Origin of the sequence: Flavobacterium psychraquaticum (assembly GCF_034497725.1) — a bacterium.
Lineage (GTDB): Bacteria > Bacteroidota > Bacteroidia > Flavobacteriales > Flavobacteriaceae > Flavobacterium > Flavobacterium psychraquaticum.
In genome coordinates this window covers 241812-266505 of record NZ_JAXKVR010000029.1, presented here as the reverse complement: position 1 = coordinate 266505, position 24694 = coordinate 241812, and the positions used below count along the sequence as shown (strand labels likewise).

Genomic DNA, 24694 nt, shown 5'->3' with positions numbered 1-24694 from the left:
TAAAAATTACAAAAAAAAAATAATTTCGCCGTTTTATTATAATTTCAAGTGAACAGTACTAAATGAAGACACACAATAAAGAAACCCAATCACAAATGACTCCGAGAAAAGCTTTAAAGTTTTTAGAGGAGGGAAATAATCGTTTTATAAATAACCTAAAAGCCAATCGCAATTTATTAGAACAAGCAAATGACACCAGAGATGGGCAATGGCCATTTGCCACAATTTTAAGTTGCATTGACAGTAGAACTTCTGCAGAATTGATTTTTGATCAAGGATTAGGTGATGTTTTTTCAGTACGAATTGCGGGAAACATTGTAAATACTGATATTTTAGGAAGTATGGAATTTGCTTGTAAAGTCGCCAATTCTAAATTAATTGTAGTTTTAGGTCATAGTAAATGTGGTGCTATTAAAGGCGCTTGTGATCATATCGAAATGGGAAATTTAACAGAACTATTATCGAAGATTCAACCTGCTGTCTACGAAGAAAAAGAAACCAAAATAGATCGAAATTCAAGTAATACCGATTTTGTAGAAAATGTGGCGGTAATCAATGTAAAAAGAAGCGTAAGAAATATAATCGAAAGAAGTTATGTCTTAGAACAATTACTAGAAAATGGTCAAATTGGTGTTGTTGGCGCTATGCATGATATCGATACTGGGAAAGTTACTTTTTATGACGATGTCACTTATATAAAAGATGAACTAAATCCAGACTTTTCATTTGCAGCCAGAAGAGAAATGTAGGATTGTATCTGAAAGTAATTATAAAATTGAATTGCTATCTTTTTTTATTTTACATTTGACTTCAATATTAGAAATTAAAAATGAGTGATTTTTACAAAAAAATATTAGACAACAACAAGAAGTGGGTAGAAGAAAAAACGAAGCATAATCCAAAGTTTTTTTCTAATCTCGCGCAAAGTCAAAATCCTCCTTTATTATGGATTGGTTGTTCGGATAGTCGTGTTCCGGCTAACGAAATCATTGGCGCACAACCTGGTGAAGTTTTTGTTCATAGAAATATTGCTAATATGGTTATTCATAGTGATATGAACATGTTAAGCGTGGTCGATTATGCCGTAAATGTCTTGAAAGTACAGCACATTATTGTCTGCGGTCATTACGGTTGTGGAGGTGTAAGAGCCGCAATGGGAAACAATTCTTACGGCGTAATTGACAATTGGATTCGTCATATTAAAAGCATATACAGACTTCATAAAGAAGATTTAGATGCTGTTGAGAACGAGAGCGAACGCTTCAATAAGTTTGTAGAAATCAATGCTAGAGAACAAGTTTTAGACTTAGCAAAAACTTCAATTGTTCAAAATGCCTGGAAAAACGGGCAAGAATTGCATTTACACGGTTGGGTTTATGGTTTAAATTCTGGTTATGTAACCGATTTAGACGTGAATTTTAGTTCTAACGATGATTTAGATGATGTGTATCAACTTTATTTCAGTTAATCTTCCAAGTTTTCATTAAAAGCCGAAGGCAATAATTGCGGAATAAATTTTATCAAAATAGGCAGTAACAAGCCACCACCAGGAAGTAAAAAGATAGTCAAAGATGGAATTGTTTTACAAACATCTAACAACTGTTTTTTTACTTTCTTTTTTTCGTCTTTACTCAAATCTTTTGTGGTTGATTTGGCTAAAAGTTGCATCAATTCGCCACTTTGTTTTATTTCCTTAGTTAATCTATCTTTATTTCGAATGATTAATTTTGTTACATTTTTATTCGCTTGATCATAAAAATGCTTTATCGGGTTGGAATAATTAAAAAAAGGAATTTCCTTTTTATATTTTTCGATAAATAGGTAAATTTCGGTTTCGCTTTTCTTTAAAATAGTTTCGTTTAAGCCTAAATCTCTAGCTAAATCTTCAAGAAAAAGTGTTTCATTTGGTTCAAGCTTTTCATCGCTCCATAAAGCCATTTGGGCAATATCCAATAAATATAATTGCTCTAATAATGATTTATAACGCGGGAATTTAATGTCTGAAAAAGCAATATTTTCACTTGTATTAAACTTCGTATAGCGAATTGAATTTTCAAACAATTTTACAATTAATTCATCGTATTTTGATTTTCTTTCTTTGATTTTTAAAGCAATTGAAATGATTTTTATACAATCCGATTCAATGTTCTTTAAATAATCAGCTGGTAATTTACTTTGAATTAAATACTGTTCGAAAGCCAAAACATCAATAAAAAGTAAGGCATTCGTAATAATGTGCGAAAAGTTTTTACTAATTGTATTATTATTCGTCTGAATTCTATCGTCAATTACTTTTTCTAATCTTGAACTGTGCGTTCCTTCTGGAAGTAATTTTCTAATGAAATTTATATTTTCAGGCTGAATTATTTTGTAGAATTCGTAAACTAAATCAATGAAATCTTCCTTGTTTCCGTCTAATTTTTGAATTCGGTAAACGGAAAATAGCGTATTTAAGAATCCAACTTTCGTAATTTCATCATACGACCATTTGGATACATCAATTTGGTTTTGCAATTGAAATCGAACTACATAACCATATATAAATCCCGTTGCTCTGCAATCTTCATAAAAAGACAAAGTTTCACCATAAAAATCAACAAAATTATCTTGATTTTTACTAAAAAACTTCTCGATCCATCCATTTGCAGAAGGGTTTATCATTTTTTCAATTTCTCTTTTAAATATTTTCCAGTGATTGAATTCTTGTTTTTAGCTACTTCTTCAGGTGTTCCGAAAGCGACTAATTTTCCGCCATTTTCACCACCTTCTGGTCCAATGTCTAAAATATAATCGGCACATTTAATCATATCTAAATTATGTTCAATTACGATAATTGAATGGCCTTTTTCCAATAATGCTTCAAACGAAGCCAATAATTTCTTGATATCGTGAAAATGCAAACCCGTTGTAGGTTCATCAAATACAAAAAGAGCTTTGTCCTTAATCGTTCCTTTTACTAAAAACGAAGCCAATTTAATACGTTGGGCTTCACCACCAGATAGGGTTGAAGAGGATTGTCCTAATTGCACATAACCCAATCCTACATCTTGTAAAGGTTGTAGTTTTTGACTAATTTTCGGTTGATTATTTGCGATAAAAAACAATAAAGCATCATCAATTGTCATTTTTAAGATGTCATCGATGTTCTTCCCTTCAAACGTAACTTCTAAAACTTCTTTTTTGAAACGTTTTCCGTGACAAGCTTCACATTCTAAATGAACGTCTGCCATAAATTGCATTTCAATCGTCACTTCGCCATCACCTTTACAAACTTCACATCTTCCGCCATCAACGTTGAATGAGAAATGTTTTGGTAAATAATTTCTTAATTTTGCTACATTTTGTTTCGAAAATAAATCACGAATATCGTCGTAAGCCTTAATATACGTTACCGGATTAGAACGCGAACTTCTTCCAATCGGATTTTGATCTACATATTCGATATGTTTTATTCTTGAAAAATCACCTTGTAATTCTGTAAATTGTCCAGCTTTTTCACCAACGCCTTCCAGTTTTTTCTGCATCGCTGGAAACAAGATTTTCTTTACTAATGTACTTTTTCCACTTCCAGAAACGCCTGTAATTACCGTTAAGCATTCCAGTGGAAAGGTGAAGTTTTCGTTTTTTAAGTTGTTTTCTCTCGCACCAATAACTTCAATATGATGTTTGAATTTTCTTCTTTTTGAAGGAACAGCTATTTCTTCCTGACCGTTTAAATATTTGGCTGTAAGTGAATCTGATTTTAGAATTTCTTCATACGTTCCTTGAGCCACTAATTCACCACCGTGCGTTCCAGCTTCCGGACCAATATCGATAATCATATCCGAAGCTTTCATAATGTCTTCATCGTGTTCCACAACGATTACGGTATTTCCTAAATCGCGTAAATCTTTCAACACTTCGATTAATCTTTCGGTATCTTTTGGATGTAAACCGATACTTGGCTCATCTAAAATGTACATCGAACCTACCAAACTACTTCCTAATGAAGTGGCTAAGTTAATACGTTGTGATTCACCACCAGAAAGTGAATTGGAGTTTCTGTTTAACGACAAATAACTCAAACCAACATTGAATAAAAAATCCAATCGGCTGTTAATTTCGATTAATAATCGTTTGGCAACTTTGGCGTCGTATTCGTTTAAGGTTAGATTTTTGAAAAATTCAATCAAATTTACAATTGGTAAATCCACCAAATCTGAGATTGTTTTCTCTGCAATTTTAATAAAATTCGCTTCTTGACGCAGACGTTTTCCTTTGCACGTTGTGCATTTTGTTTTGCCTCTATATCTTGATAATAAAACTCGGTTTTGAATTTTATAGTTTTTTTCTTCTAATTCAGAAAAGAAATCATTCAATCCGGTAAAACACTTATTTCCGTCCCAAATCAATTGTTTTTGTTCAGCAGAAAGTTCAAAGAACGGCTTGTGAATTGGGAAATCAAACTTATAAGCACTGTTTACCAACTGATCTTTAAACCAGCTCATACTTTCGCCACGCCACGCATAAATCGCATTTTCATAAACCGATAAAGCCGTGTTTGGAATAACTAATTCTTCGTCAATTCCGATGATGCTTCCATAACCTTCACAAGTCGGACAGGCTCCGTAGGGATTGTTAAAGCTGAATAAGTGGATGTTTGGTTCTAAAAAAGTAACACCATCTAATTCGAAATTTGAACTGAATTCAATCCTTTTTTTGCTATCAACTTCTTGCAAATAGCAATTTCCTTTTCCTTCGTAGAAAGCAGTCTGAACCGCATCGGCTAATCGATTAAAGAATTCCTCTTCTCCTGAAGTTTCTGGGTTAATTATTATTCGGTCTACAATTAGTAAAATATCTTTATGGTTCAATTGAAGTTCTTCCAAAGCATCCAATCGCACCATTTCATTGTTGACTAAAATACGAGCATAACCTTGTTGTAGCAATACTTTTAGTTTGTCTTCCAAAGCTCTTCCTTCTTCCAAATGAATAGGAGCAAGTAACAGCCAACGACTATCCGCTGGAAATTCCTTAATAGCATTAATTACATCTGAAACCGTATCTTTTTTCACTTCCTTACCTGAAACCGGCGAATACGTTTTTCCAATACGAGCAAAAAGCAGTTTCAAATAATCGTAGATTTCTGTTGAAGTTCCTACAGTTGAACGAGCATTACTAGTATTTACTTTTTGTTCAATAGCAATTGCGGGTGCAATTCCTTTTATGTATTCTACTTTTGGTTTGTCTAAACGGCCTAAAAATTGACGGGCATACGAAGATAAACTTTCCACATAACGTCTTTGTCCTTCGGCATATAAAGTATCGAATGCCAAACTCGATTTTCCTGAACCCGACAAACCGGTGATTACCACTAATTTATTTCTTGGTATGGCAACATCAAGATTTTTAAGGTTGTGCAATGACGCACCTTTTATCAGGATGTTTTTCTTAGGTTCTAATGTTGAAAAATCGGGTCTTTTCATTGTTTTTTATTATGGAATTGCAAAGATAACAATTGTTTAGAACATTATAATAGCTAGTTTTATTTACTTTTAGAATTAACTAATGTTGCAAGCTGTCTTGTGTATTTTTATGTGTAAAAAGTTAACAATTGTGTAACGATTTCCTTGTAGATTTACATTATTATTAAATAAAATCAACTTTTGTTGTGCATAAATTTGGTAGTTCGAAATAAAAAGTGTTAAATTTGGCTCTTAAACTTTAACACAAAGCCTATACAATAAAATTACTTTTTAGAATCCGAATAATTTAAAATTAACTAAAAAGGTATTGTTATGGCTAATCTTGTACTCCCTGATGCGGTATTGGTAAAAAACTACATAAGTGGCGACGAGTCGGCTTTATCGGTTTTAATTACCAGGCATCAATCAAAAATCTACGGTTTTATTTATTCAAAAGTTTCTGATAGAGATTTGTCAGATGACATTTTTCAAGATACGTTTATCAAAGTAATTAAAACACTAAAAACAAAATCATATAATGAAGAAGGTAAATTTTTACCTTGGGTGATGCGTATCGCACATAATTTGACGGTAGATCATTTTAGAAAAGCAAATAAAATGCCTTTTCAAAGAGAAACGGAAGAGTTTTCAATATTCGACTATATGTCTGATAATTCGCCGACAATTGAAAGTAAGATTATTACAGAACAAGTTGAAAGTGATTTGACGCGATTATTAGATGAATTACCTGATGATCAGAAAGAAGTTTTGGTAATGCGTATGTATCAAGATATGAGTTTTAAAGAAATTGCTGATTCTACGGGAGTTAGTATTAACACAGCTTTAGGGAGAATGCGTTATGCCTTATTAAACTTGCGAAAAATTATTGAAAAAAATCAAATTATTTTGACTAATTAATACTAAAAGTAAATTATTGTCGTTATCTATTAAAAGCAATTTAATACATATATATGGCGAAACTTTACTCTAAGAAAAAATTAGCAATTCAAAATATGAAACCTAAAAAAGAAACAATATCCTTTTTATTAAGTTTTTCCAAAGCGATGAGTATTCATAAAGTTGGAAATTTAACTTTTGAAATTAATGCTAATTAATAAAAATGCCTCAAAGTAATTTGAGGCATTTTTTGTTGCTTTTATTTTTTCTTATAATATTCATCCAAGACTTTTTTCCTTCCAATTGTTTTTGTAATAAGGTCTTTTTCTAAATCCCAACCGCGAGCAGGTGAATATTCGCGTCCATACCAAATGATTTGCAGGTGCAAGTTGTTCCATACTTCTTCTGGAAACAATCGCTTGGCATCTTTTTCGGTTTGTTGCACATTTTTTCCATTGGTAAATCCCCAACGATATAGTAAACGATGAATATGGGTGTCAACCGGAAATGCAGGAACCCCAAAAGCCTGACTCATCACAACACCCGCAGTTTTATGTCCGACGGCCGGAAATTTCTCCAATTCTTCAAAACTTTTGGGCACTTCGCCATTGTGATGTTCAATAATCATTTGGGATAAACCGTGAATTCCTTTTGATTTCATTGGCGACAGTCCGCAAGGACGGATAATTTCTCTAATTTCTTCCACAGACATTTTTATCATATCATACGGATTGTCTGCTTTCGCAAATAATAATGGTGTGATTTGATTTACTCGAACATCTGTGCATTGTGCAGAAAGTAAAACGGCAATTAATAAAGTATAAGGATCTTTATGATCTAAAGGTACTGGAATTTCAGGATATAATTCTTTTAACGTATTTATAACAAACGTTACTTTTTCGTTTTTGGTCATTTTTCGTATATTTATATATCGTAAAACAAATTTAAACTAAATATAGATGACAACATTAAAAAAAGGGGATAAAGCACCTAATTTTTCAGGTTTAGATCAAAACGGAATAGCACATAAATTAGCAGATTATAGCGGTAAGAAATTAGTTGTTTTTTTCTATCCGAAAGCAAGTACGCCAGGTTGCACTTCTGAAGCGTGTGATTTAAGAGATAACTTCGAACGTTTTCAAGAAAATAATTATGCCTTACTTGGTGTTAGTGCTGATGGTGCGAAAGCGCAAGCGAAATTTATAGAGAAAAACGAATTACCATTTCCATTGCTAGCTGATGAAGACAAATCAGTAATTGAAGCTTTTGGCGTTTGGGGCCCAAAGAAATTTATGGGAAAAGAATATGATGGCATTCATAGAACAACTTTCATAATTGATGAAAACGGAATCATTGATGAAGTAATTGATAAAGTGAAAACCAAAGAGCACGCAAATCAAATTTTAAAATAAAAAAATGGCTACAAATTGTAGCCATTTTTGTTTTGTATCTAATTCATTTTTTCTGCTTCTTTCTTGAAATCAACCTCACATGCAAAAGAAAATAATTTGTCTTTCTTAATTAATTCGGCAGATCCTTTTGGTAGTAAATCTTCCCAGCCATCCTCACTTCTGCAGATCATTTTTAGTACTTTTCGAGAGAAAATATCTAAGTTTTTTTCTTCATAATCTTTTATGTCTACTACTTTTCCATTAAATTTAAAAAATTTGTATAACTCTTTCATTCTTGGATGTACTTTTAAGTTTTCTGAAGTAATAATATTGCCCATTGGATCTTTCATCGGGTACAAATATACTTTTAAGTCGCGGTAGAATAATTTACCGAAGGCTTCCAGAATTCCACCTGATAAGTGACGGTAGTATTTTTCATCAAAAATTTCGATTAAATTATTTACGCCCATTGCTAATCCCATTCTTGCTTTGGAAAAGCTTGAGAAGTATTCTACTACTTTGAAGTATTCTTGGAAATTGGAAATCATTACAGTTTGTCCTAATTTACAAAGTAATTCGGCTCGGTCTAAGAAATCGCGTTCATCAATTTCACCTTCTGCTTTTAAATTAGAAAGTGTTATTTCGAAGACTACGAAAGTATTTTCTTTATCAACTTTATTTTCCTTGATAAACATATTGTATGATTCTTCATACATATCCATATTTACTTTGGTAACTGGTCTAAAGCTTCCTCTTAAAGCTAAAATATTTTTCTTGTATAAAACCGTTGCTGGAAGAATATTTTTACCATCAGGTCCAAACATTACAGCATCTGTCATTCCATTTTTCACCAATTGCAAACTCATTAATCGATTATCAACTTCGGCAAAACGAGGTCCTGAAAAGTTAATGTTGTCGACTTCAATTTGGTCTTTATCTAAATGATCGTATAAATAACGAAGTAATTTTTTTGGGTCATTATATTTGTAAAAAGCGCCATATATTAAATTAACACCAAGAATCCCCAAGGTTTCTTGTTGTAATTTGGCATCATTTTCTTTAAATCGAATGTGTAAAGTAATTTCGTTGTAGGCTTCATTTGGTTCTAATTGGTACACAATACCTACCCATCCGTGTCCTTTATTCTGTTTTGCAAAATCGATAGTAGCAACCGTATTTGCATAACTGAAAAACAATTTATCAGGATGTTTTTCTCTGCTTAAACGCTCTTCAACTAAATTAATTTCGTGCGTAAGCATTTTTTTTAGTCGACTTTCAGTAACATAACGTCCATCTACTTCTTCGCCATAAATTGCATCACTAAAATCTTTATCATAAGCTGACATCGCTTTTGCAATCGTTCTTGATGAAGCGCCAGCTCTAAAAAAATTACGAACCGTTTCTTGTCCTGCACCAATTTCAGCGAAAGTTCCATAAATGTTTTGATTAAGATTAATTCTTAACGCTTTGTCTTTGATAGATGGAACGTGTTCAATTTCTCTATCGCCACTTATTTTGATGTCGGTTAATTTATTTATCATTAATTTCACTTATTTTACAACTAATTTAACACTTTAACTTAGATTGCAAAGTTAATCATTTTGATAGAGATTATCATATTTATTGTTATTTTTGTAAAAAAGAAAAGACTTTGAAAATTTACTTTTTAGGTACAGGAACTTCTCAAGGAATTCCTGTAATTGGTAGTAATCATTCCGTTTGTTTAAGTAGCGATACCAAAGACAAAAGATTGCGTGTTTCTGTTTGGGTTGAGGCTAACGATACTTCTATTGTTATTGATTGCGGTCCTGATTTTAGACAACAAATGTTAACTTCAAAATGTACAGTTATTGATGGATTGCTTTTTACCCATGAACACGCAGATCACACGGCTGGTTTAGATGATATTCGTCCTTTTTACTTTAAACAGGGTGATATTTCGGTTTTTGCACACCAACGTGTTTTATTTAATTTGTCGAAGCGATTTGATTATATTTTTGAAAATGAAAATAAATATCCAGGTGCTCCGAGCGTAATTGCAAAAGAAGTAAACAATAATGAGTCGTTTGAAGTGAAGAATTTGGAAGTAATTCCTATAAATGCAATGCACGGTAGTTTGCAAATTTTTGGTTATCGCATTCAAGATTTCGTTTATTTAACCGATGTAAAAACAATGGAAAATGCCGAAATTGATAAAATAAAAGGATGTAATGTTTTGGTAATAAATTGTTTGAGAGAAGAGTATCATACTACACATTTTAATTTAGAAGAAGCTTTACATTTTATATCTTTGGTGCAACCTAAGAAAACCTATTTTACGCACATCAGTCACGTTTTCGGATTTCACGAGGAAATTCAAGCGAAACTACCTGAGAATGTGTTTGTAGCGTATGATAATTTAACAATTAATATTTAACTAATTTTTATGAAAAACGTAATTTTGTACGCGTTAATTTTTTCGCTATTGTTTAATATTTTTCAATATGTGAATTCAACAAAAATTTTGGAAGCGAAAGAGCAAGACGTTTCTAAGACTAAAGAGCGGTTACAAATAGCTCGCGATTCAGTAGCTAATTTAACTATGGCTAATTATTTTGCTTTGGAAAGTGATGAAGATGCGCAAGAATATTTTTATAAAAACGAATTAGACTATCAAAAAGTATCCTTAAAAGTGAAAGAAGATTTGTTAGTTTTGAATGAAAATAAAAACGGTAATAAATTAGTTCCTTATGAACCAATTGACGGGAAACCCTTTTTAGTAAATACCTCAAAAATTTTAAATCACCGTTGGATTGTGGCAGAATTTTCAAATGGCGATTTATGGGGGCAAATTTTAGTAAAATACTTTGTTGCAGAAGGGAAACCTACGGATTTTGAAACGATAGAAACGGTACTGTACGAAAGACAAACAAAAGAATAATTAAAGAAACACAATGTCAACTACTACAACTACTACAACTACAAAAACCGAATTAGAAGTTTATTTTGATCAATTCAGAAAAGACATCATCGGAATCAATAAAGATTTTGAATCACCTTTTGGAATACGCAAAATTGTTTATACCGACTGGACAGCAAGTGGAAGATTATATCGTCCAATTGAAGAAAAACTAATGAATCAGTTTGGTCCTTTTGTCGCTAACACCCACACCGAAACTACGGTTTCAGGTACGGCAATGACCATGGCGTATCACAAAGCAAGAAATATTATCAAAAAGCACGTAAACGCTGATGATAATGATATTTTAATTACCGATGGAACAGGAATGACCGGAGTTGTAAATAAATTTCAACGTATTTTAGGACTTCGTATCCCAGAAAATTTGAAAGAATTTACGGCTATTCCCGATGCAATTAAGCCTATTGTTTTCATTTCTCATATGGAACATCATTCAAATCAAACCTCTTGGTTGGAAACAATTGCAGATGTTGTTGTAATTCCAGCGAATGAAGAAGGTCTGTTTTGTTTGAATGAATTTGAAAAATTAGTAGCGCATTATGAAGACCGTGTTTTTAAAATCGCTTCAATTACTTCTTGTTCGAATGTTACTGGAATTCGTACACCTTATTATGATGTAGCTAAAATTATGCACGATAATAACGGTGTTTGCTTTGTAGATTTTGCTTGTTCAGGACCTTATGTGGAAATTGATATGCATATTGACAACGAACGTTATTTAGATGCAATTTTCTTTTCACCTCATAAATTCTTAGGTGGGCCTGGTACTTCGGGTGTGCTTGTTTTTAATAAAAATCTGTACAAAAATAATGTTCCTGATGCGCCAGGAGGAGGAACCGTTAGTTGGACAAATCCTTGGGGTGAACATAAATATATCGACAATATTGAAGACAGAGAAGATGGTGGAACGCCGGGTTTCTTACAAGTTATTAAGACCGCTTTAGCCATTCAATTGAAGGATAAAATGGGCGTTGATAACATCTTAAAAAGAGAACACGAATTAGTAGATTATATTTTTTCGGAATTAAATGCGATTGATAATTTACATATTTTAGCAAATCAACATCAAGATAGATTAGGGGTGATTTCTTTTTATGTAGATGATTTGCATTTCAATTTAGGGGTTAAATTGCTAAATGATAAGTTTGGTATTCAAACACGAGGAGGTTGTAGTTGTGCTGGAACATACGGACATTTTTTATTACACGTTGACCAAGAAACATCAGAAAATTTAGTGTGTCAGATTTCTTCGGGCGATTTGATTTTAAAGCCAGGATGGATCAGAATGTCAATTCACCCAACTACAACATCCGAAGAAATTCAATTTGTATGCGATAGTATTAAAGCTGTTGCAGCAAATCATCAAGAATGGGCAAAAGAATATGAATACAATCCAAAAACAAATGAGTTTGTACATAAAAACGCAGTGCATTCAGAAAAAGAAATGGTTACAAAGTGGTTCGAATAATCGCTATAAAATAATATATCAAAAAAGAGATGCTAATTCAGTTAAGCATCTCTTTTTTGATATATTTTAGTCTTTCCTGTGTTTCCATCGTTTGTGTGTCCATAAGTAAAATTCGGGTGCTTCTAAAATCTGTCCTTCTACTAGTTTTAGAAATTGGTCGGTGATTTCATAATTTGGAACTGATTTGGCATCTACAGACAAAATTTCGAAACTTGCTTCATAATAACCTCTTTTCACTTTTCTAGTCTTTAAGAAAATCACATTCATATCAAAACGTTTTGCTAGCATTTCTGCACCTGTGTGAACTGGTACAACGTGTCCCATAAATGAAGCCCAATGATGTGTTGCATTTAATTTTGGCGATTGATCACTTGCGAAACCATATATGCTCAAAATATTATTTTTATAATTGTGATGAATGGTAGGAATTGTTTCTTTTGTAGTAATTAAAACGGCTTTAAATTTCGAACGAATATCTCGCACTAATTTATCAAAATACGGATTGGCTAGTTTCTTATAAATCCCATAACCTATAAAATTTAAGTGATAATTCATTGAAATCGCCCATTCATAACTGGCATAATGTGCGCACAACAAAGCTACGCTTTTATTTTTTTTCTCTAATTCCTTATAAACCTCTATGTTTTTAAAAGTATAGCGTCTTTCAATTTCTTCTTTTGAAATACTAATTGTTTTTATCATTTCCAAAAACAAATCACACAAGTGTTTGTAGAATTTTTTTTCTACCACACGTTGTTCTTTTGCAGATAAATGGGGCAGCGCTAAAGAAATGTTTTCACGGACTATTTTTTTTCGGTACCCTATAATGTTGTAAACTAAAAAACAGATAAAATCCGAAAATATGTAGAAAATTCGAAAAGGTAATATTGAAATTAGCCATAAAATTGGATACAATATTATATAGAGAAGTAACTGCATAGCACTTTTTTTTACAAATATAGTTTTTTAATCCTTTAGTAAATAACCAAACTATTGCTAAATTTACCAAAAATTACTCCTATGAATTTTATTTTGATTGCTATTATTTTAGCAAATGCATTAGTCAGTTTTAAAGCCTTTAACGATACGTTTTTCTTCAGAAAATACGAATTTCACATCGGAAGCATTCGTGCGGGAGAACAAATTAGAATGTTTACTTCAGGATTTCTGCACGTTGATATGTCACATTTGTTTTTCAATATGTTTACTTTGTATTTGTTTGCACCTTATGTAATTGAGAATTTAGATGTGTTGTTTTTTGTTTATATCTATTTTGCAAGTCTAATTGCGGGAAATTTACTAACTTTATCTTTCCATAAAGAAGATTACAATTATAGAGCAGTCGGTGCTTCAGGAGCCGTTATGGGAATTATTTATAGCGCTATTTTATTAGAACCAAATTTGTATATGTATGGTTTTATTCCTGGATATATTTTCGGATTTATCTATTTGTTATTTTCTATTTATGGAATGAAAGCTAAGAAGGACAACATTGGTCACGTGGCACATTTTGGTGGTGCAATTGGTGGTTATTTAATAACTCTAGCCAGAAGGCCTGATCTTTTTCAATCAGAAACGATTACGGTTATTGCCTTATTGATTCCAATTGTAGTATTGTTTTTCTTGTTAAAATTTAATAAGCTGTAAAAAAAAAGTTTGGCACAATAGTTGAAATTATAAATATAAAAGAACTTATTATGAGAAAATTATTTTTAGTACTAACTTTAATTACAACTATGGTACAAGCGCAAGAGGTGAAACAAATTCCTCAAATTAGTGTTTCGGGAGAAGGTAAAATTAAAGTAACTCCTGATGAAGCTACAATTACAGTTGCTGTTGAAAACACAGGTAAAGAATCAGCTGAAGTAAAGAAGAAAAATGATGAAGCTGTTGATAAAGTTTTGAAGGTTATCAAACAAGCTGGGATCGCTATGGCTGATTTTCAAACGCAGCGTGTCAATTTATATAAAAACTACGATTATAACACGAAGAAATATTCTTACGTAGCGAATCAAACGATATCAATTCATTTGAAAGACCTTGTAAAATATGATAAATTAATGATGGATTTAGTAGATTCGGGTATTAATAATATTCAAGGAGTTGAATTTCAATCTTCAAAAATTAAGGAATTTGAGCGTCAAGCGCGAAAGGAAGCAATGCTTAATGCCAAAGAAAAAGCAACCGATTATGTTTCTGTGTTAGCAGGACAAAAAGTTGGGAAAGCCTTGTTGATTTCTGACAATTCGTCAACAAATTACCCAAGACCACCAATGTATGCAATGATGAAAGAGTCGATGGTAGCTGGTGAAACAATGCCAAGAGAAACTTTAGCCATCGGAGAAATCGAAATTACGTCGACAGTTACTGTTAGTTTTTTATTAGAATAATAGCATTAATTTAGATTCAAAAAAAGCCAGGATGTAAATGCTGGCTTTTTTCTTATATTTTTTGTTTTTCTAAGTAATCCACTGCATATCTACCTTCATTAAAGAGTAAATCTAATATGCTGAGATTGTTTAAAAACCCGTATTTTTCATTAAAAACTTGGGTATATTTTTCAACTTGTGTTGTATCTTTTTTTCCATTCACCAAGGTTCTGAAATCTTTAAAATCAGTTGCTTCGTGATTGTATTCCGCTGTCTTTTCAACATCAAAACCAATTCCTAAGCATGCATTAATGACTTCAAAGGTTTCGAAATTTAAATCCATTATAAATTCGTGTTTCTTACCGAATAAAGGTCTTAAATCATCTTCAAAATATTCAAAAAAAGGAGAAGTTCGATAGGCTGATTCTAAGGATTTCCAGTGATTTTTTTGCCATCCGGATGCATTGTCAATTCGAACTTCTTTGAATTTTTGATGTTTTTCATTGCTTTGTTTCACAGGAATATTCAACAGTTGTAAACCATTCGCACCATAGATATACATTCTATTCCGGTTAGTTTGTTTCTGAAAACTATCTTCCATTTCAAAAGTTACTGAATCCGCCTTAGCCATAGCAATATAATGACTTATGGATGGGAAATACGTTGGATGGATTAGAATGTTCATTGGTAAAACGATGTGCTACTTACTGATTTTCTTCTCTTTTCTTCTTTTTATTTCTAAAATAATCAAAAGCAAAATAGCCCGCTAAAGCAAATAAGAAATATTTAAAATATGATTGAGGTTGGCCTTCACCACTAACGGTTGTAAACAATCTGTCCCAACGGATGCTCCAGTTTTTGATACCATCATTTATCCCTGCAATACTCATCCAAATGAAGATAGGTTTTCCAACGATATGATCACCTGGAACAAATCCCCAATAACGAGAATCTAATGAATTGTGACGGTTATCTCCCATCATCCAATAATAATTCTGTTCAAATGTGTATGAAGTAGCTACTTTTCCGTTAATTCTGATTTCATCACCAGTTATTTTTAAATCTTTTCCTTCATATTCACCAATTACTTTTTTATAAAAAGCGATATTATCTTTGTTTATTTCTATAGTTTTTCCAGCTTCAGGAATATAAATCGGACCCATATTATCCACATTCCATTCTTTTGTGAAAGGGAAAATAGATTTGTCAGTTTCTTTATGAATAATTCGTTCTACCTTAGTTAAACCTGGAATGTTTTTCATACGTTCCGCAGAAGCGTAAGGCAAAGCGCTAAAAATCAAAGTGTCTTTTGCAATTTGTCCAAAACCATCTGTAATGTCTAATTCCTTTTTTAGGTAATCTAAATCAACAGCTGTTTTACCGTCCCATGCCACTTTATAAGAGTACTGTGGTCTGGCTCTTTCAGGAAGAATTGACTCTTTTCCGTTAATAAAAACAATACCATCTCTGATTTCAAATTGGTCACCGGGAATCGCCGTACAACGTTTTACATAGTTTGTTTTCTTGTCAATTGGTTTGTCATAGCGTTTGTCCGCCGCTTTATACATGTGAAATAATGTATCTGCTGGCCAGTTAAAAACTACAATATCATTACGTTCAATTTTTTGAATCGCTGGGAATCTGAAAAACGGAAGCTGTGGTTTTTCTAAATATGATTTTACTTTTATAATAGGTAAAGTATCGTGAACCATTGGTGCAGCAATTGGCGTCAAAGGTGTTCGCGCACCATAATGAAACTTACTTACAAATAAAAAATCGCCAACCAATAGTGACTTTTCTAACGAAGCCGTTGGAATAGTAAAGGGTTGAATAAAATAGGTATGAACCAAAGTTGCTACAACTATTGCAAATGACAAAGAACCCAAAGTATCCATTGTTTTATTTGGAGCTTTTAAGTCGCGATTTGCATAATATGTTACTTCTTGTGTATAATTTACATAGGCAATATAAAATCCTAATGTAACAACACCCAAAACCATATCCAAGGTAGATTTTTTACCGAAAGTTCTGAGTGTTTCAATCCAAATAATAGGAAATATAAACAAGTTAATTACCGGAATAAATAGTAATAAAATCCAATATTTTGGACGGTTGATGATTTGCATCAAAATAATACCGTTGTACACTGGAATAAATGCTTCCCACGCTTTTCTACCTGCTTTTACATACAATTTCCAAGTTCCTAATCCGTGAATTATTTGTACTATTAGAATAAAAAACAACCAACCTGATACTTCCATATTTTTATTTTTTATACAGAAAAATCAAATTTTTATTGAGATTCTTCTGCTTTTTTATTTTTTTATTTTAATCCAAGAACATCTTTCATAGTGAAAACACCTTTTTTACCCACTAACCATTCTGCGGCAACAACAGCTCCAAGGGCAAAACCTTCTCTACTGTGAGCGGTATGTTTTATTTCAATTTGGTCTACATTACTGTTATAAAATACGCTATGTGTTCCCGGTATATTTTCAATTCTTTTGGCTTCGATGTGAATTTCTTTACTAATTGGAGTTTCTAAGGTCCAATTTGTATAATCTGAATTCTTAATGATGCCGTCTGCCAACGTAATCGCTGTTCCGCTTGGTGCATCTAACTTTTGCATGTGATGAATTTCTTCCATTGAAACATTATATTGTTTCAAATTGGTCATCATTTTAGCCAAATATTCATTCAATTCGAAAAAGACATTTACGCCTAAACTAAAATTCGAAGCATAGATAAAACTACCTTGTTTGGCTTCACACAAATCCACGATTTTTTGATAATTAACTAACCAACCTGTTGTTCCTGAGATTACTGGAATTCCGTTATTTAAACATGCTGTAATATTCACTGCAGCACTGTTGGGAACACTAAAGTCAATTGCTACATCTGCTAACTGCAAACCATCAAACGAAATATCCTGATCTTTTCTTAAGACAATTTCGTGGCCGCGTTCTAAAGCTATTTGTTCAATAACCTTTCCCATTTTTCCGTATCCTAAAAGTGCTATTTTCATTTGAAGAGTAAGTTGCGTTTATGGAGTAATTGTTACCTAATATTTTGTTAAAAATTCAAGGTAAGCGATAAACCATAACTATATTTATAATCAAGTTCGTTTTGATTCAAGTCGGGTTTTACGGTTAAATTGTCATTTACGTTGAATTGCATTAAATGGGCGTCAACATTTGCATCAACGATATTTAAGATATAAATTCCTGCTGTTATCAAAGCAGATAAATCTCTATTTCTTTGATGAAATTTTTGACCTCTGATTAATTGGTCATCAGAAAAATCACCATATTTTGTATCTAATTCACCTAAGGAGGTTCCTGCTAATCGTTTTTTATATTCATTTCTAAAGCCTTTGTATGCTTTTTGGTTAAAAGTATAAAAATAAATACCAGCACCCATACCACCATAAACAATTGGAATTTTCCAATATTTTTTATTGTATGCTTGTCCTAATCCTGGTACTAAAGCAGAAAGGAAACCCGCTTTTGCAGGAGCATTCGGATCGATAACATTTTTTATGGTATCGGCCGCACGCAATTGCATTTCTTGTTGTGCGTTTGCCCCTAAAGTCAGAAACAAACACACAATAATGGCTATGTAACGAAAGCGCTTCACTAGGAATTAATTAATTTCAAGATACGATTAAAGTCTTCTTCTGAATGAAAAGGGATCGTTATTTTACCTTTACCATTTCCAGCTACTTTAACATCAACTTTTGTTCCAAAATAGTTTGCAAAAACCTTTTTCTCGTCTTCGGCTATGTCAAAACTATTATCTTTTGTTGTTTTATCCGTTTTTGGTTTTAAGCTATCTTGATAATTTTTTACCAAGGCCTCTGTTTCTCTAACCGATAAGTTTTGAGTAACTACTTTATGATAAATATCACTTTGAATGTCTTGATTCTCGATACCAATTAACGCTCTTCCGTGGCCCATTGAAATAAAACCATCTCGCATTCCAGTTTGAATAATTGGATCTAATTTAAGTAAACGTAAATAGTTAGTAATTGTAGAACGTTTTTTTCCTACACGTTCACTTAGTTCTTCTTGTGTTAAACTTATTTCTTCAATTAATCTTTGATAAGAAATCGCTACTTCAATTGGATCTAAATCATGGCGCTGGATATTTTCTACCAATGCCATCACTAACGATTCGTTATCATTCGCTAAACGAATGTAAGCTGGGATTGTAGTTAATCCAATTAATTTTGTGGCACGCAAACGACGTTCTCCAGAAATTAGTTGGAATTTATTAAACTCTAATTTTCTTACGGTAATTGGTTGAATTACACCTAATTCTTTTATCGATTTGGCTAATTCTTGTAATGTCTCTTCATTGAAATTCGTTCGCGGTTGAAACGGATTAATCTCAATAGATTCAATATCTAATTCAATAATACTTCCTACAACTTTATCTGCATTTTTGTCCTCAACCGATTTAATATCGTTGTTTGGGTCTTTTAATAAAGCGGATAATCCTCTTCCTAAGGCTTGCTTTTTTACGGCTTTTGTCATCTTCTAAATATTATTGATTTTTCTTAATAATTTCTTCCGCTAAACTTAGATAATTTGAAGCTCCTTTACTTGTAGCATCATAGTTAATGATACTTTCTCCAAAACTTGGTGCTTCACTCAATTTAGTATTTCTTTGAATGATAGTGTTAAAAACCATATCGTTGAAATGTTTTTGTACTTCTTCAACAACTTGATTTGATAATCTCAAACGAGAATCAAACATCGTCAATAACAATCCTTCAATATCTAAATTTGGATTATGTATTTTCTGAACACTTTTAATTGTATTTAATAATTTACCCAATCCTTCCAATGCAAAATATTCACACTGAATAGGAATAATTACACTATCGGCCGCCGTTAAAGCATTTAATGTTAATAAACCTAATGATGGTGCGCAGTCAATTATGATGTAATCATATTGATCTTTTACACTTTCCAAGGCTTGTTTAAGCATATATTCGCGATTTTCCTTATCAACTAATTCAATTTCAATCGCGACCAAGTCAATGTGAGCAGGAATTACCGAAACATTAGGTGCAGAACAAGATACAATCGCATCTTCTGGAGTTGCGCTATGTTCTAAAACTTGGTAGGAACCTATTTCAACACTTTCCACATCAATTCCTAAACCAGAACTGGCATTGGCTTGCGGATCGGCATCAATTAAAAGCACTTTTTTTTCTAAAACGCCGAGTGATGCTGCTAAATTAATAGAAGTTGTAGTTTTCCCTACGCCACCTTTTTGATTGGCAATTGCAATGATTTTACCCATTTGATAGTTAAAAAATTTAAGCTGTAAAAATACAATTATTTATGGTTTTTTCAAGTCAATTTTGTTAACAATAGTCTAAAGTGTTGTTTCACTGATTTATATCGATCAAAAAAAGGTATTGTAAAGATTATGCAAGACAAATTTTAATTTTTTAATCACTTCTGGGAAGCTTTCTTTTAAGTTTTGCTCCGTATTAATTTTATTTATTTGCCGAATAATGTGTGAAATATGAGCTACTTTTTAGTTGATATTCTACTATTTTTTTTATTTGGTTTAATAATTTTTAAAATATTCCAATGTTCTTTACTTTTGTCTTTTTTTAATTTTTTATTCCTAAAATAACTTGAAAATTATCATCCTAACTCCAATGGATATTGAGGAAGCTAAAGTCCTTGATGCCCTTTCACGTTTGCCAAATTTAAACCATACTTATGAAGTAATAGTTTCAGGAATTGGTAGAGAAGGTACGGCTAAAACCTTGCTGAATTTACCAGCACATGATGTTTGTGTGCTTATGGGATTTGCAGCAATAGTAGGAAAAGAAGCAGCTTTACCCATTGAATTAGGCTTTGGAAAACCAATAGAAATTACAAATGCCTCGCTATACGGTTACGAAGGCGGCTTATTTGAAAACGGAAAACCCATCATCACCGAAAAACCAAAGCTAAATTTACCTTGTTTATCTTCTTTAACTTCTGATAAGTTTGTAAGAACGACCGATTTAGCTGAAAAAACGGTTGTAAATATGGAAGATTACACGTTTAAATTTTTGAAAAAACCACAAGATTTTATCGTGCGCATCATCTCCGATTTTTTACCTCACGAAACCGAAATCGACTTTTTTGAAGAAGTAAAAAGTATTGATTTTTTGGAAGGTGTGATGGCGGTGGATGATTATTTGGAACGAAGATAGCACTAATGTTTTTACAACGCTGATTTTACAGATTTTATTAAAAGAAAACACCAACATTTTTGCTGGTGTTTTTTAGAATCTAAAAAAAAATATTTAATATTTTTTTTATTTTGATACAAATAATTTATTTACAAAATTTCTTATTGTTTATAATGCTATTATGAATTTTCTGTTAATTTTTAATAAAAGTTTTATTAATAATACCTTTATTGGTATTTAGTTTTAATATGTAATTTCCTGGTTTTAAATTTGTTAAATCAATTGAAGCGTTGGGATTTAACGTAACTAATATAACTTGTCCAAGTAAATTATAAATTTCTAATTTATAAATTTCAAAATCACTGCTAATACTTAGATAATCATTTACGGGGTTAGGATATATCAAAATATCGTCTAATGGTTCTATGTTTTGGTTGCTTAAAGAAGCTATTGTAGTATCATAATTATTAGTTGTTACAGCATAATTATAATCAAAAAGTATATTAACTTGATTACTGAAAACATCTCCCACAACTAAATTAGGTAAAGTTTTAATTTTGAAAGATAAATATCCTTTATTGTTGTTTGGGAGAAAATCTAAATTAATGTTTTCAAAAATAAAATCTACTTTATTATTGATAATTTTTGTGACAAATGAATGACTACTATTTAAAGGAGTTAGAGTTGAAATATTAAATTTTGTAACATCAATTAAATCTTCTATAACAATTTTTTCAGCCTTGTAGGAACCTGTATTTTCGAAACGAATAAGATAATGAGCATAGTTATCAATTATACTCGCATCTACAATTGTTCCTTGTAGACAAGTTTTGTCATTAGGGTCGTATGAACCTACAACGGTTTGATTTAAATTAAATGTATTGTCTTCAACTGATTCATCAGTGTTTGTTGTTGAAATTAAAATATTAAAATTTAAAACATCATCATTGTTAACTGGTGGGGTTTCAATAGTTGAATTTAGGTTGAAAATTATATTAATTTCTCTTTCTTCAAAAGGCAGTAAATTTGAATAATTCCATGTGAAACTATTTGATGTAGAACTATTGAATGGTAGACTTGTAGATACCAAATCTAAAACTGAATTTTCAAAGGTTAAAGTAAAATTTCCGTTTTCAGTTTGGTTTCCTTTGTTTTTATAAACCAATTTATAATTTGCGTCAAAACCTGGGCGAGCACTGTTTATTGGTAAAATTACTATTTCCACATCAGAATGAATGCCATTTGGTGTAATACAAAAATCTTGTATTAGTGGACTTGTTTGAGATGGAAAGCTAGCCGTAAAACTCGTTGGAGAAATATTAAAATAACTTGAATTTTCAATATTTGGAACTAAAGTATAATTACCTGATTCTACTGAAAAACTGTATTCTCCTGATGAATTAGCAATAAAAGTTCTAGTGTCTGTTCCATTGTTAATTTGCAAATTTAAATTAGGAAGATTTAAATCAGAATCACTACACCCATTGCTTTCAAAATCAAATTTATTTTCACCTTTAATGGTGTAATAATTTCCCCCTAATAATTTTGCCATTCCATAAACTGGAACATTATTTATAATGTTAAAACGCAAGTTAGATCCATAATCAAGATTATATAAAAGAATCCCATTATCATTTAGTGTTTTTAAACCACTTACTATAGATTGTAAATTTAATGGAGCAACATCAATGTCAACTTCACCATTTTCTTTTAATCTTAATAATTGATGATTATAGGTAGTATATCCATTTGGCGCAATTGTTGTTTCTTGTGTACTACAAATAATCTTATTATCCGAAGTCAATGAGAACGCTTTAATTACTTTATTTGTATTTGAATCATCATAAATAAAACTTAAGTCTAAACTTCCGTCATTATTTAATTTAATAATTTCTTTGCTAACTCCATTAACAATAAAAGTGCCAGACATTATAATTTTGTCGTCACTCGTCACTGCAATATGATCACAATTTATGGACGTAATTAGTGGGTCAACAATTAGTGAATTATCATTTAAAAGATTTCCAGATGAATTAACCCCATATCTTTTTAAACCCGTTCCGCTTACTAGAATTTTTCCATCGTTTTGATAAATCAATGAATATACAGCAAATGTTGTAGTATGATTTAATATTCCACTTCCATTACTAAGTACGCCTAGATTGTTGCACGTATTTGTGCTATTATATGTGTTAAATACACCACCCACAAGTAACTTGTCGTTTGGAAGTGGTAAAATTGCATTTATGTTTCCAGAAAAACCTGCCCCAACAATAGAAAACGAGTTATCATGAGAACCATCTAAATTTAGCTTTATTATTTGTTTAAAAGTTGAACTATTATAAGTTCTATTTCCATTATCGTTACCTACAGATAAAAATATTTTGTCATTAGTGAGATTTGTAGTAATATCTTTTACATAATCTCCTTGAGATATGGTAGTAGAAAATCCAACTCCATTACCATAATTCATTGAATTATCAATACTTCCATCACTGTTTAATCTAATAAAAAACTTTTTGACTTCACCATTGTATAAATGAAAATCACCACAAGCATAAATTTTATTATCAGCTGATTCATGAATATCTAACACTTTACTATCAAAAAAATCTTTTGAAATATTATTGAAATTGATGTTTTTTGTGCCATCGGGATTCATTATTGAAATAAAAATATCAGAACCCAGAGTTGTTGGAATTGATAAATAAAAATTATCATAATTACCACCTGAAGCTAGAATTTTGTTGTCGGAAAATAATGAAACTGTTTTAATGAAATTTAAATCTAAATGAGAAGGATTTAAAAAATTAGTGTCTCTACTTCCATCATTATTTAATCTAACAATGTTATTAGTGAGGCCATCAACATTTCCATTAAACCTATTAAATAAACCAGCTACAAGTATTTTACCATCATCTTGTTTTTTGATTTCATAGACACTTGCTACGTTATAATATGATGAAGATGTGAATCCTGTACCAATATTAAAAGTTGTATCAAGTGTTCCGTCTAAATTTAAGCGTAATAAACATCTTCTGTTAAATGCACTGGTGCTTGATACTAATCTAGCAAAATTTCCACCTACATAAATATGATTGTCATCAATTAAAATTTTATTGATAGTTGTTAAATAATCATTAACGGGTAAAAAATCAACAACAGGGAAAGAACTATCAAATGTTCCATTTGAATTTATTCTAGCTAAACTTTTCATATTATAATTACTACCAATCGTAAGCTGAAAAGAAACATAATATTTATTGTTTGGCGCTAAACATATCGTTCCGTAATATCCGTTAGCGATATTAAATGTGGTGTCCCTAGTGCCATCTGGATTCAATCTTGTAATATTTCTAAGGTTACCATTTCCGATATCACCAATAATAATAATTTTACCATCATCTTGAATCAAAATTTTATTGAATTCATTTGAAGTTACTTTTGCTGTAGAATAACTTGGTAAAAAATTAAATGTATTGTCTAAACTTCCATCTGTATTTAATCGAATCAAAGAATGCACATTTAAATTGTTAAATCTATTAAACTCCCCCATCACTAAAATTTTCCCATCAGGTTGAACAGCAAAATCATTTAATTCAAGCGAACGACTAAGTGTAGTTATATATTTAAAACCCGTTCCAGTATTAAAACTGTCGTCAATAATATTATTGCTACTAATTTTAACTATTTTAGAATTAGTTAACACTAAATTTTTTTGATTGTCTATAACTTCACTTTTTATAACATTTTCGTTAATAAAATTATGACCAATTGGTAGCGTGAAATTATTGAAATTAGGATCCCTATTAAATGAATTAAAATTTTGAGAGTAAGAGAAGTGAAAACAAAATAAAATTAAAATATAAACTAATTTTTTCATGTATAAACTTTTTTTAATTTGTAATGTTATAAAACAGAACTTGTTGAATAAACTTAAGAGTTTTTAATTAAATTTAAAAAT

23 protein-coding genes are annotated in these 24694 nt (G+C 31.3%); 11 read left to right on the top strand and 12 right to left on the bottom strand.

The window, feature by feature from the left end:
* Positions 1 to 62: 62 nt before the first annotated feature.
* The gene (locus T1L09_RS09350) at positions 63 to 749 is read left to right on the top strand and encodes a carbonic anhydrase family protein (RefSeq protein WP_322550694.1); all 687 of its coding nucleotides are present in this window, start codon (positions 63 to 65) and stop codon (positions 747 to 749) included.
* Positions 750 to 829: 80 nt separating this feature from the next.
* Positions 830 to 1468, top strand: coding sequence for a carbonate dehydratase (can, locus tag T1L09_RS09345; protein WP_322550693.1), 639 nt, complete (start codon positions 830 to 832; stop codon positions 1466 to 1468).
* Here the strand turns inward: can and T1L09_RS09340 are convergent.
* Both T1L09_RS09340 and uvrA read right to left on the bottom strand, forming a co-directional pair.
* The gene (locus T1L09_RS09340) at positions 1465 to 2661 is read right to left on the bottom strand and encodes an LETM1-related biofilm-associated protein (protein ID WP_322550692.1); all 1197 of its coding nucleotides are present in this window, start codon (positions 2659 to 2661) and stop codon (positions 1465 to 1467) included. The two genes, can and T1L09_RS09340, sit on opposite strands and share 4 nt — an antisense overlap.
* Positions 2658 to 5465 (bottom strand): excinuclease ABC subunit UvrA, encoded by a 2808-nt coding sequence (uvrA, locus tag T1L09_RS09335; protein WP_322550691.1) that lies wholly within the window; start codon positions 5463 to 5465, stop codon positions 2658 to 2660. The genes T1L09_RS09340 and uvrA overlap by 4 nt, the downstream gene beginning before the upstream one ends.
* Positions 5466 to 5777: 312 nt before the next feature.
* Here uvrA and T1L09_RS09330 point away from each other — a divergent pair, with 312 nt between their 5' ends.
* Entirely contained in the window at positions 5778 to 6362 is a 585-nt protein-coding gene (locus T1L09_RS09330; RefSeq protein WP_322550690.1) for an RNA polymerase sigma factor, read from the top strand.
* 53 nt (positions 6363 to 6415) lie between these two features.
* A complete protein-coding gene (locus T1L09_RS09325; RefSeq protein WP_322550689.1) occupies positions 6416 to 6559 on the top strand; it encodes a hypothetical protein in 144 nt (47 codons plus the stop codon).
* Between the two features lie 41 nt (positions 6560 to 6600).
* Here the strand turns inward: T1L09_RS09325 and T1L09_RS09320 are convergent, their stop codons facing one another.
* Complete coding sequence (locus T1L09_RS09320) at positions 6601 to 7254, bottom strand: endonuclease III domain-containing protein (RefSeq protein ID WP_322550688.1); 654 nt, start codon at positions 7252 to 7254, stop codon at positions 6601 to 6603.
* Between the two features lie 46 nt (positions 7255 to 7300).
* Here T1L09_RS09320 and bcp point away from each other — a divergent pair, with 46 nt between their 5' ends.
* Positions 7301 to 7753, top strand: a complete 453-nt coding sequence (gene bcp / locus T1L09_RS09315) for a thioredoxin-dependent thiol peroxidase (protein ID WP_322550687.1) — start codon at positions 7301 to 7303, stop codon at positions 7751 to 7753.
* A gap of 38 nt (positions 7754 to 7791) precedes the next feature.
* On the opposite strand, the gene T1L09_RS09310 is transcribed toward bcp, so the two are convergent.
* Positions 7792 to 9273 (bottom strand): TonB-dependent receptor, encoded by a 1482-nt coding sequence (locus T1L09_RS09310; RefSeq protein WP_322550686.1) that lies wholly within the window; start codon positions 9271 to 9273, stop codon positions 7792 to 7794.
* 110 nt (positions 9274 to 9383) lie between these two features.
* Here T1L09_RS09310 and T1L09_RS09305 point away from each other — a divergent pair, with 110 nt between their 5' ends.
* Genes T1L09_RS09305 through T1L09_RS09295 form a run of 3 tightly spaced genes read left to right on the top strand, consistent with a single transcriptional unit; the run spans position 9384 to position 12159 of the window.
* Positions 9384 to 10148, top strand: a complete 765-nt coding sequence (locus T1L09_RS09305) for an MBL fold metallo-hydrolase (RefSeq protein ID WP_322550685.1) — start codon at positions 9384 to 9386, stop codon at positions 10146 to 10148.
* A gap of 9 nt (positions 10149 to 10157) precedes the next feature.
* Complete coding sequence (locus T1L09_RS09300) at positions 10158 to 10652, top strand: hydrolase (RefSeq protein WP_322550684.1); 495 nt, start codon at positions 10158 to 10160, stop codon at positions 10650 to 10652.
* 13 nt (positions 10653 to 10665) lie between these two features.
* Positions 10666 to 12159 carry an aminotransferase class V-fold PLP-dependent enzyme gene (locus tag T1L09_RS09295; protein WP_322550683.1) on the top strand — a complete coding sequence of 498 codons (1494 nt, stop codon included), beginning with the start codon at positions 10666 to 10668 and terminating at the stop codon, positions 12157 to 12159.
* Between the two features lie 66 nt (positions 12160 to 12225).
* On the opposite strand, the gene T1L09_RS09290 is transcribed toward T1L09_RS09295, so the two are convergent.
* Positions 12226 to 13098: a lysophospholipid acyltransferase family protein gene (locus T1L09_RS09290; protein WP_322550682.1), complete on the bottom strand. Its 873-nt coding sequence runs from the start codon at positions 13096 to 13098 to the stop codon at positions 12226 to 12228.
* An 81-nt stretch (positions 13099 to 13179) separates the two neighbouring features.
* Here T1L09_RS09290 and T1L09_RS09285 point away from each other — a divergent pair, with 81 nt between their 5' ends.
* Together T1L09_RS09285 and T1L09_RS09280 are read left to right on the top strand one after the other, a co-directional pair.
* Complete coding sequence (locus tag T1L09_RS09285) at positions 13180 to 13806, top strand: rhomboid family intramembrane serine protease (RefSeq protein ID WP_322550681.1); 627 nt, start codon at positions 13180 to 13182, stop codon at positions 13804 to 13806.
* Positions 13807 to 13856: 50 nt separating this feature from the next.
* Positions 13857 to 14549, top strand: coding sequence for an SIMPL domain-containing protein (locus tag T1L09_RS09280; RefSeq protein WP_322550680.1), 693 nt, complete (start codon positions 13857 to 13859; stop codon positions 14547 to 14549).
* 52 nt (positions 14550 to 14601) lie between these two features.
* Here the strand turns inward: T1L09_RS09280 and T1L09_RS09275 are convergent, their stop codons facing one another.
* From T1L09_RS09275 to T1L09_RS09250, 6 genes are all read right to left on the bottom strand, one after another.
* Entirely contained in the window at positions 14602 to 15213 is a 612-nt protein-coding gene (locus tag T1L09_RS09275) for a WbqC family protein (protein ID WP_322550679.1), read from the bottom strand.
* Between the two features lie 19 nt (positions 15214 to 15232).
* The gene (lepB, locus tag T1L09_RS09270; RefSeq protein ID WP_322550678.1) at positions 15233 to 16789 is read right to left on the bottom strand and encodes a signal peptidase I; all 1557 of its coding nucleotides are present in this window, start codon (positions 16787 to 16789) and stop codon (positions 15233 to 15235) included.
* A gap of 62 nt (positions 16790 to 16851) precedes the next feature.
* Positions 16852 to 17553 carry a 4-hydroxy-tetrahydrodipicolinate reductase gene (gene dapB, locus T1L09_RS09265; RefSeq protein WP_322550677.1) on the bottom strand — a complete coding sequence of 234 codons (702 nt, stop codon included), beginning with the start codon at positions 17551 to 17553 and terminating at the stop codon, positions 16852 to 16854.
* 47 nt (positions 17554 to 17600) lie between these two features.
* Positions 17601 to 18164 (bottom strand): DUF5683 domain-containing protein, encoded by a 564-nt coding sequence (locus tag T1L09_RS09260; RefSeq protein ID WP_322550676.1) that lies wholly within the window; start codon positions 18162 to 18164, stop codon positions 17601 to 17603.
* Positions 18164 to 19063, bottom strand: coding sequence for a ParB/RepB/Spo0J family partition protein (locus T1L09_RS09255; protein WP_322550675.1), 900 nt, complete (start codon positions 19061 to 19063; stop codon positions 18164 to 18166). Before T1L09_RS09255 ends, T1L09_RS09260 begins: the two co-directional genes overlap by 1 nt.
* Before the next feature lie 10 nt (positions 19064 to 19073).
* Entirely contained in the window at positions 19074 to 19838 is a 765-nt protein-coding gene (locus tag T1L09_RS09250) for a ParA family protein (RefSeq protein WP_322550674.1), read from the bottom strand.
* A 343-nt stretch (positions 19839 to 20181) separates the two neighbouring features.
* On the opposite strand from T1L09_RS09250, the gene T1L09_RS09245 reads away from it, so the two are divergent.
* Complete coding sequence (locus T1L09_RS09245; RefSeq protein WP_322550673.1) at positions 20182 to 20751, top strand: hypothetical protein; 570 nt, start codon at positions 20182 to 20184, stop codon at positions 20749 to 20751.
* 172 nt (positions 20752 to 20923) lie between these two features.
* Here T1L09_RS09245 and T1L09_RS09240 read toward each other — a convergent pair whose 3' ends face one another.
* Positions 20924 to 24613, bottom strand: coding sequence for a DUF7619 domain-containing protein (locus T1L09_RS09240; RefSeq protein WP_322550672.1), 3690 nt, complete (start codon positions 24611 to 24613; stop codon positions 20924 to 20926).
* Positions 24614 to 24694 lie beyond the last annotated feature (81 nt).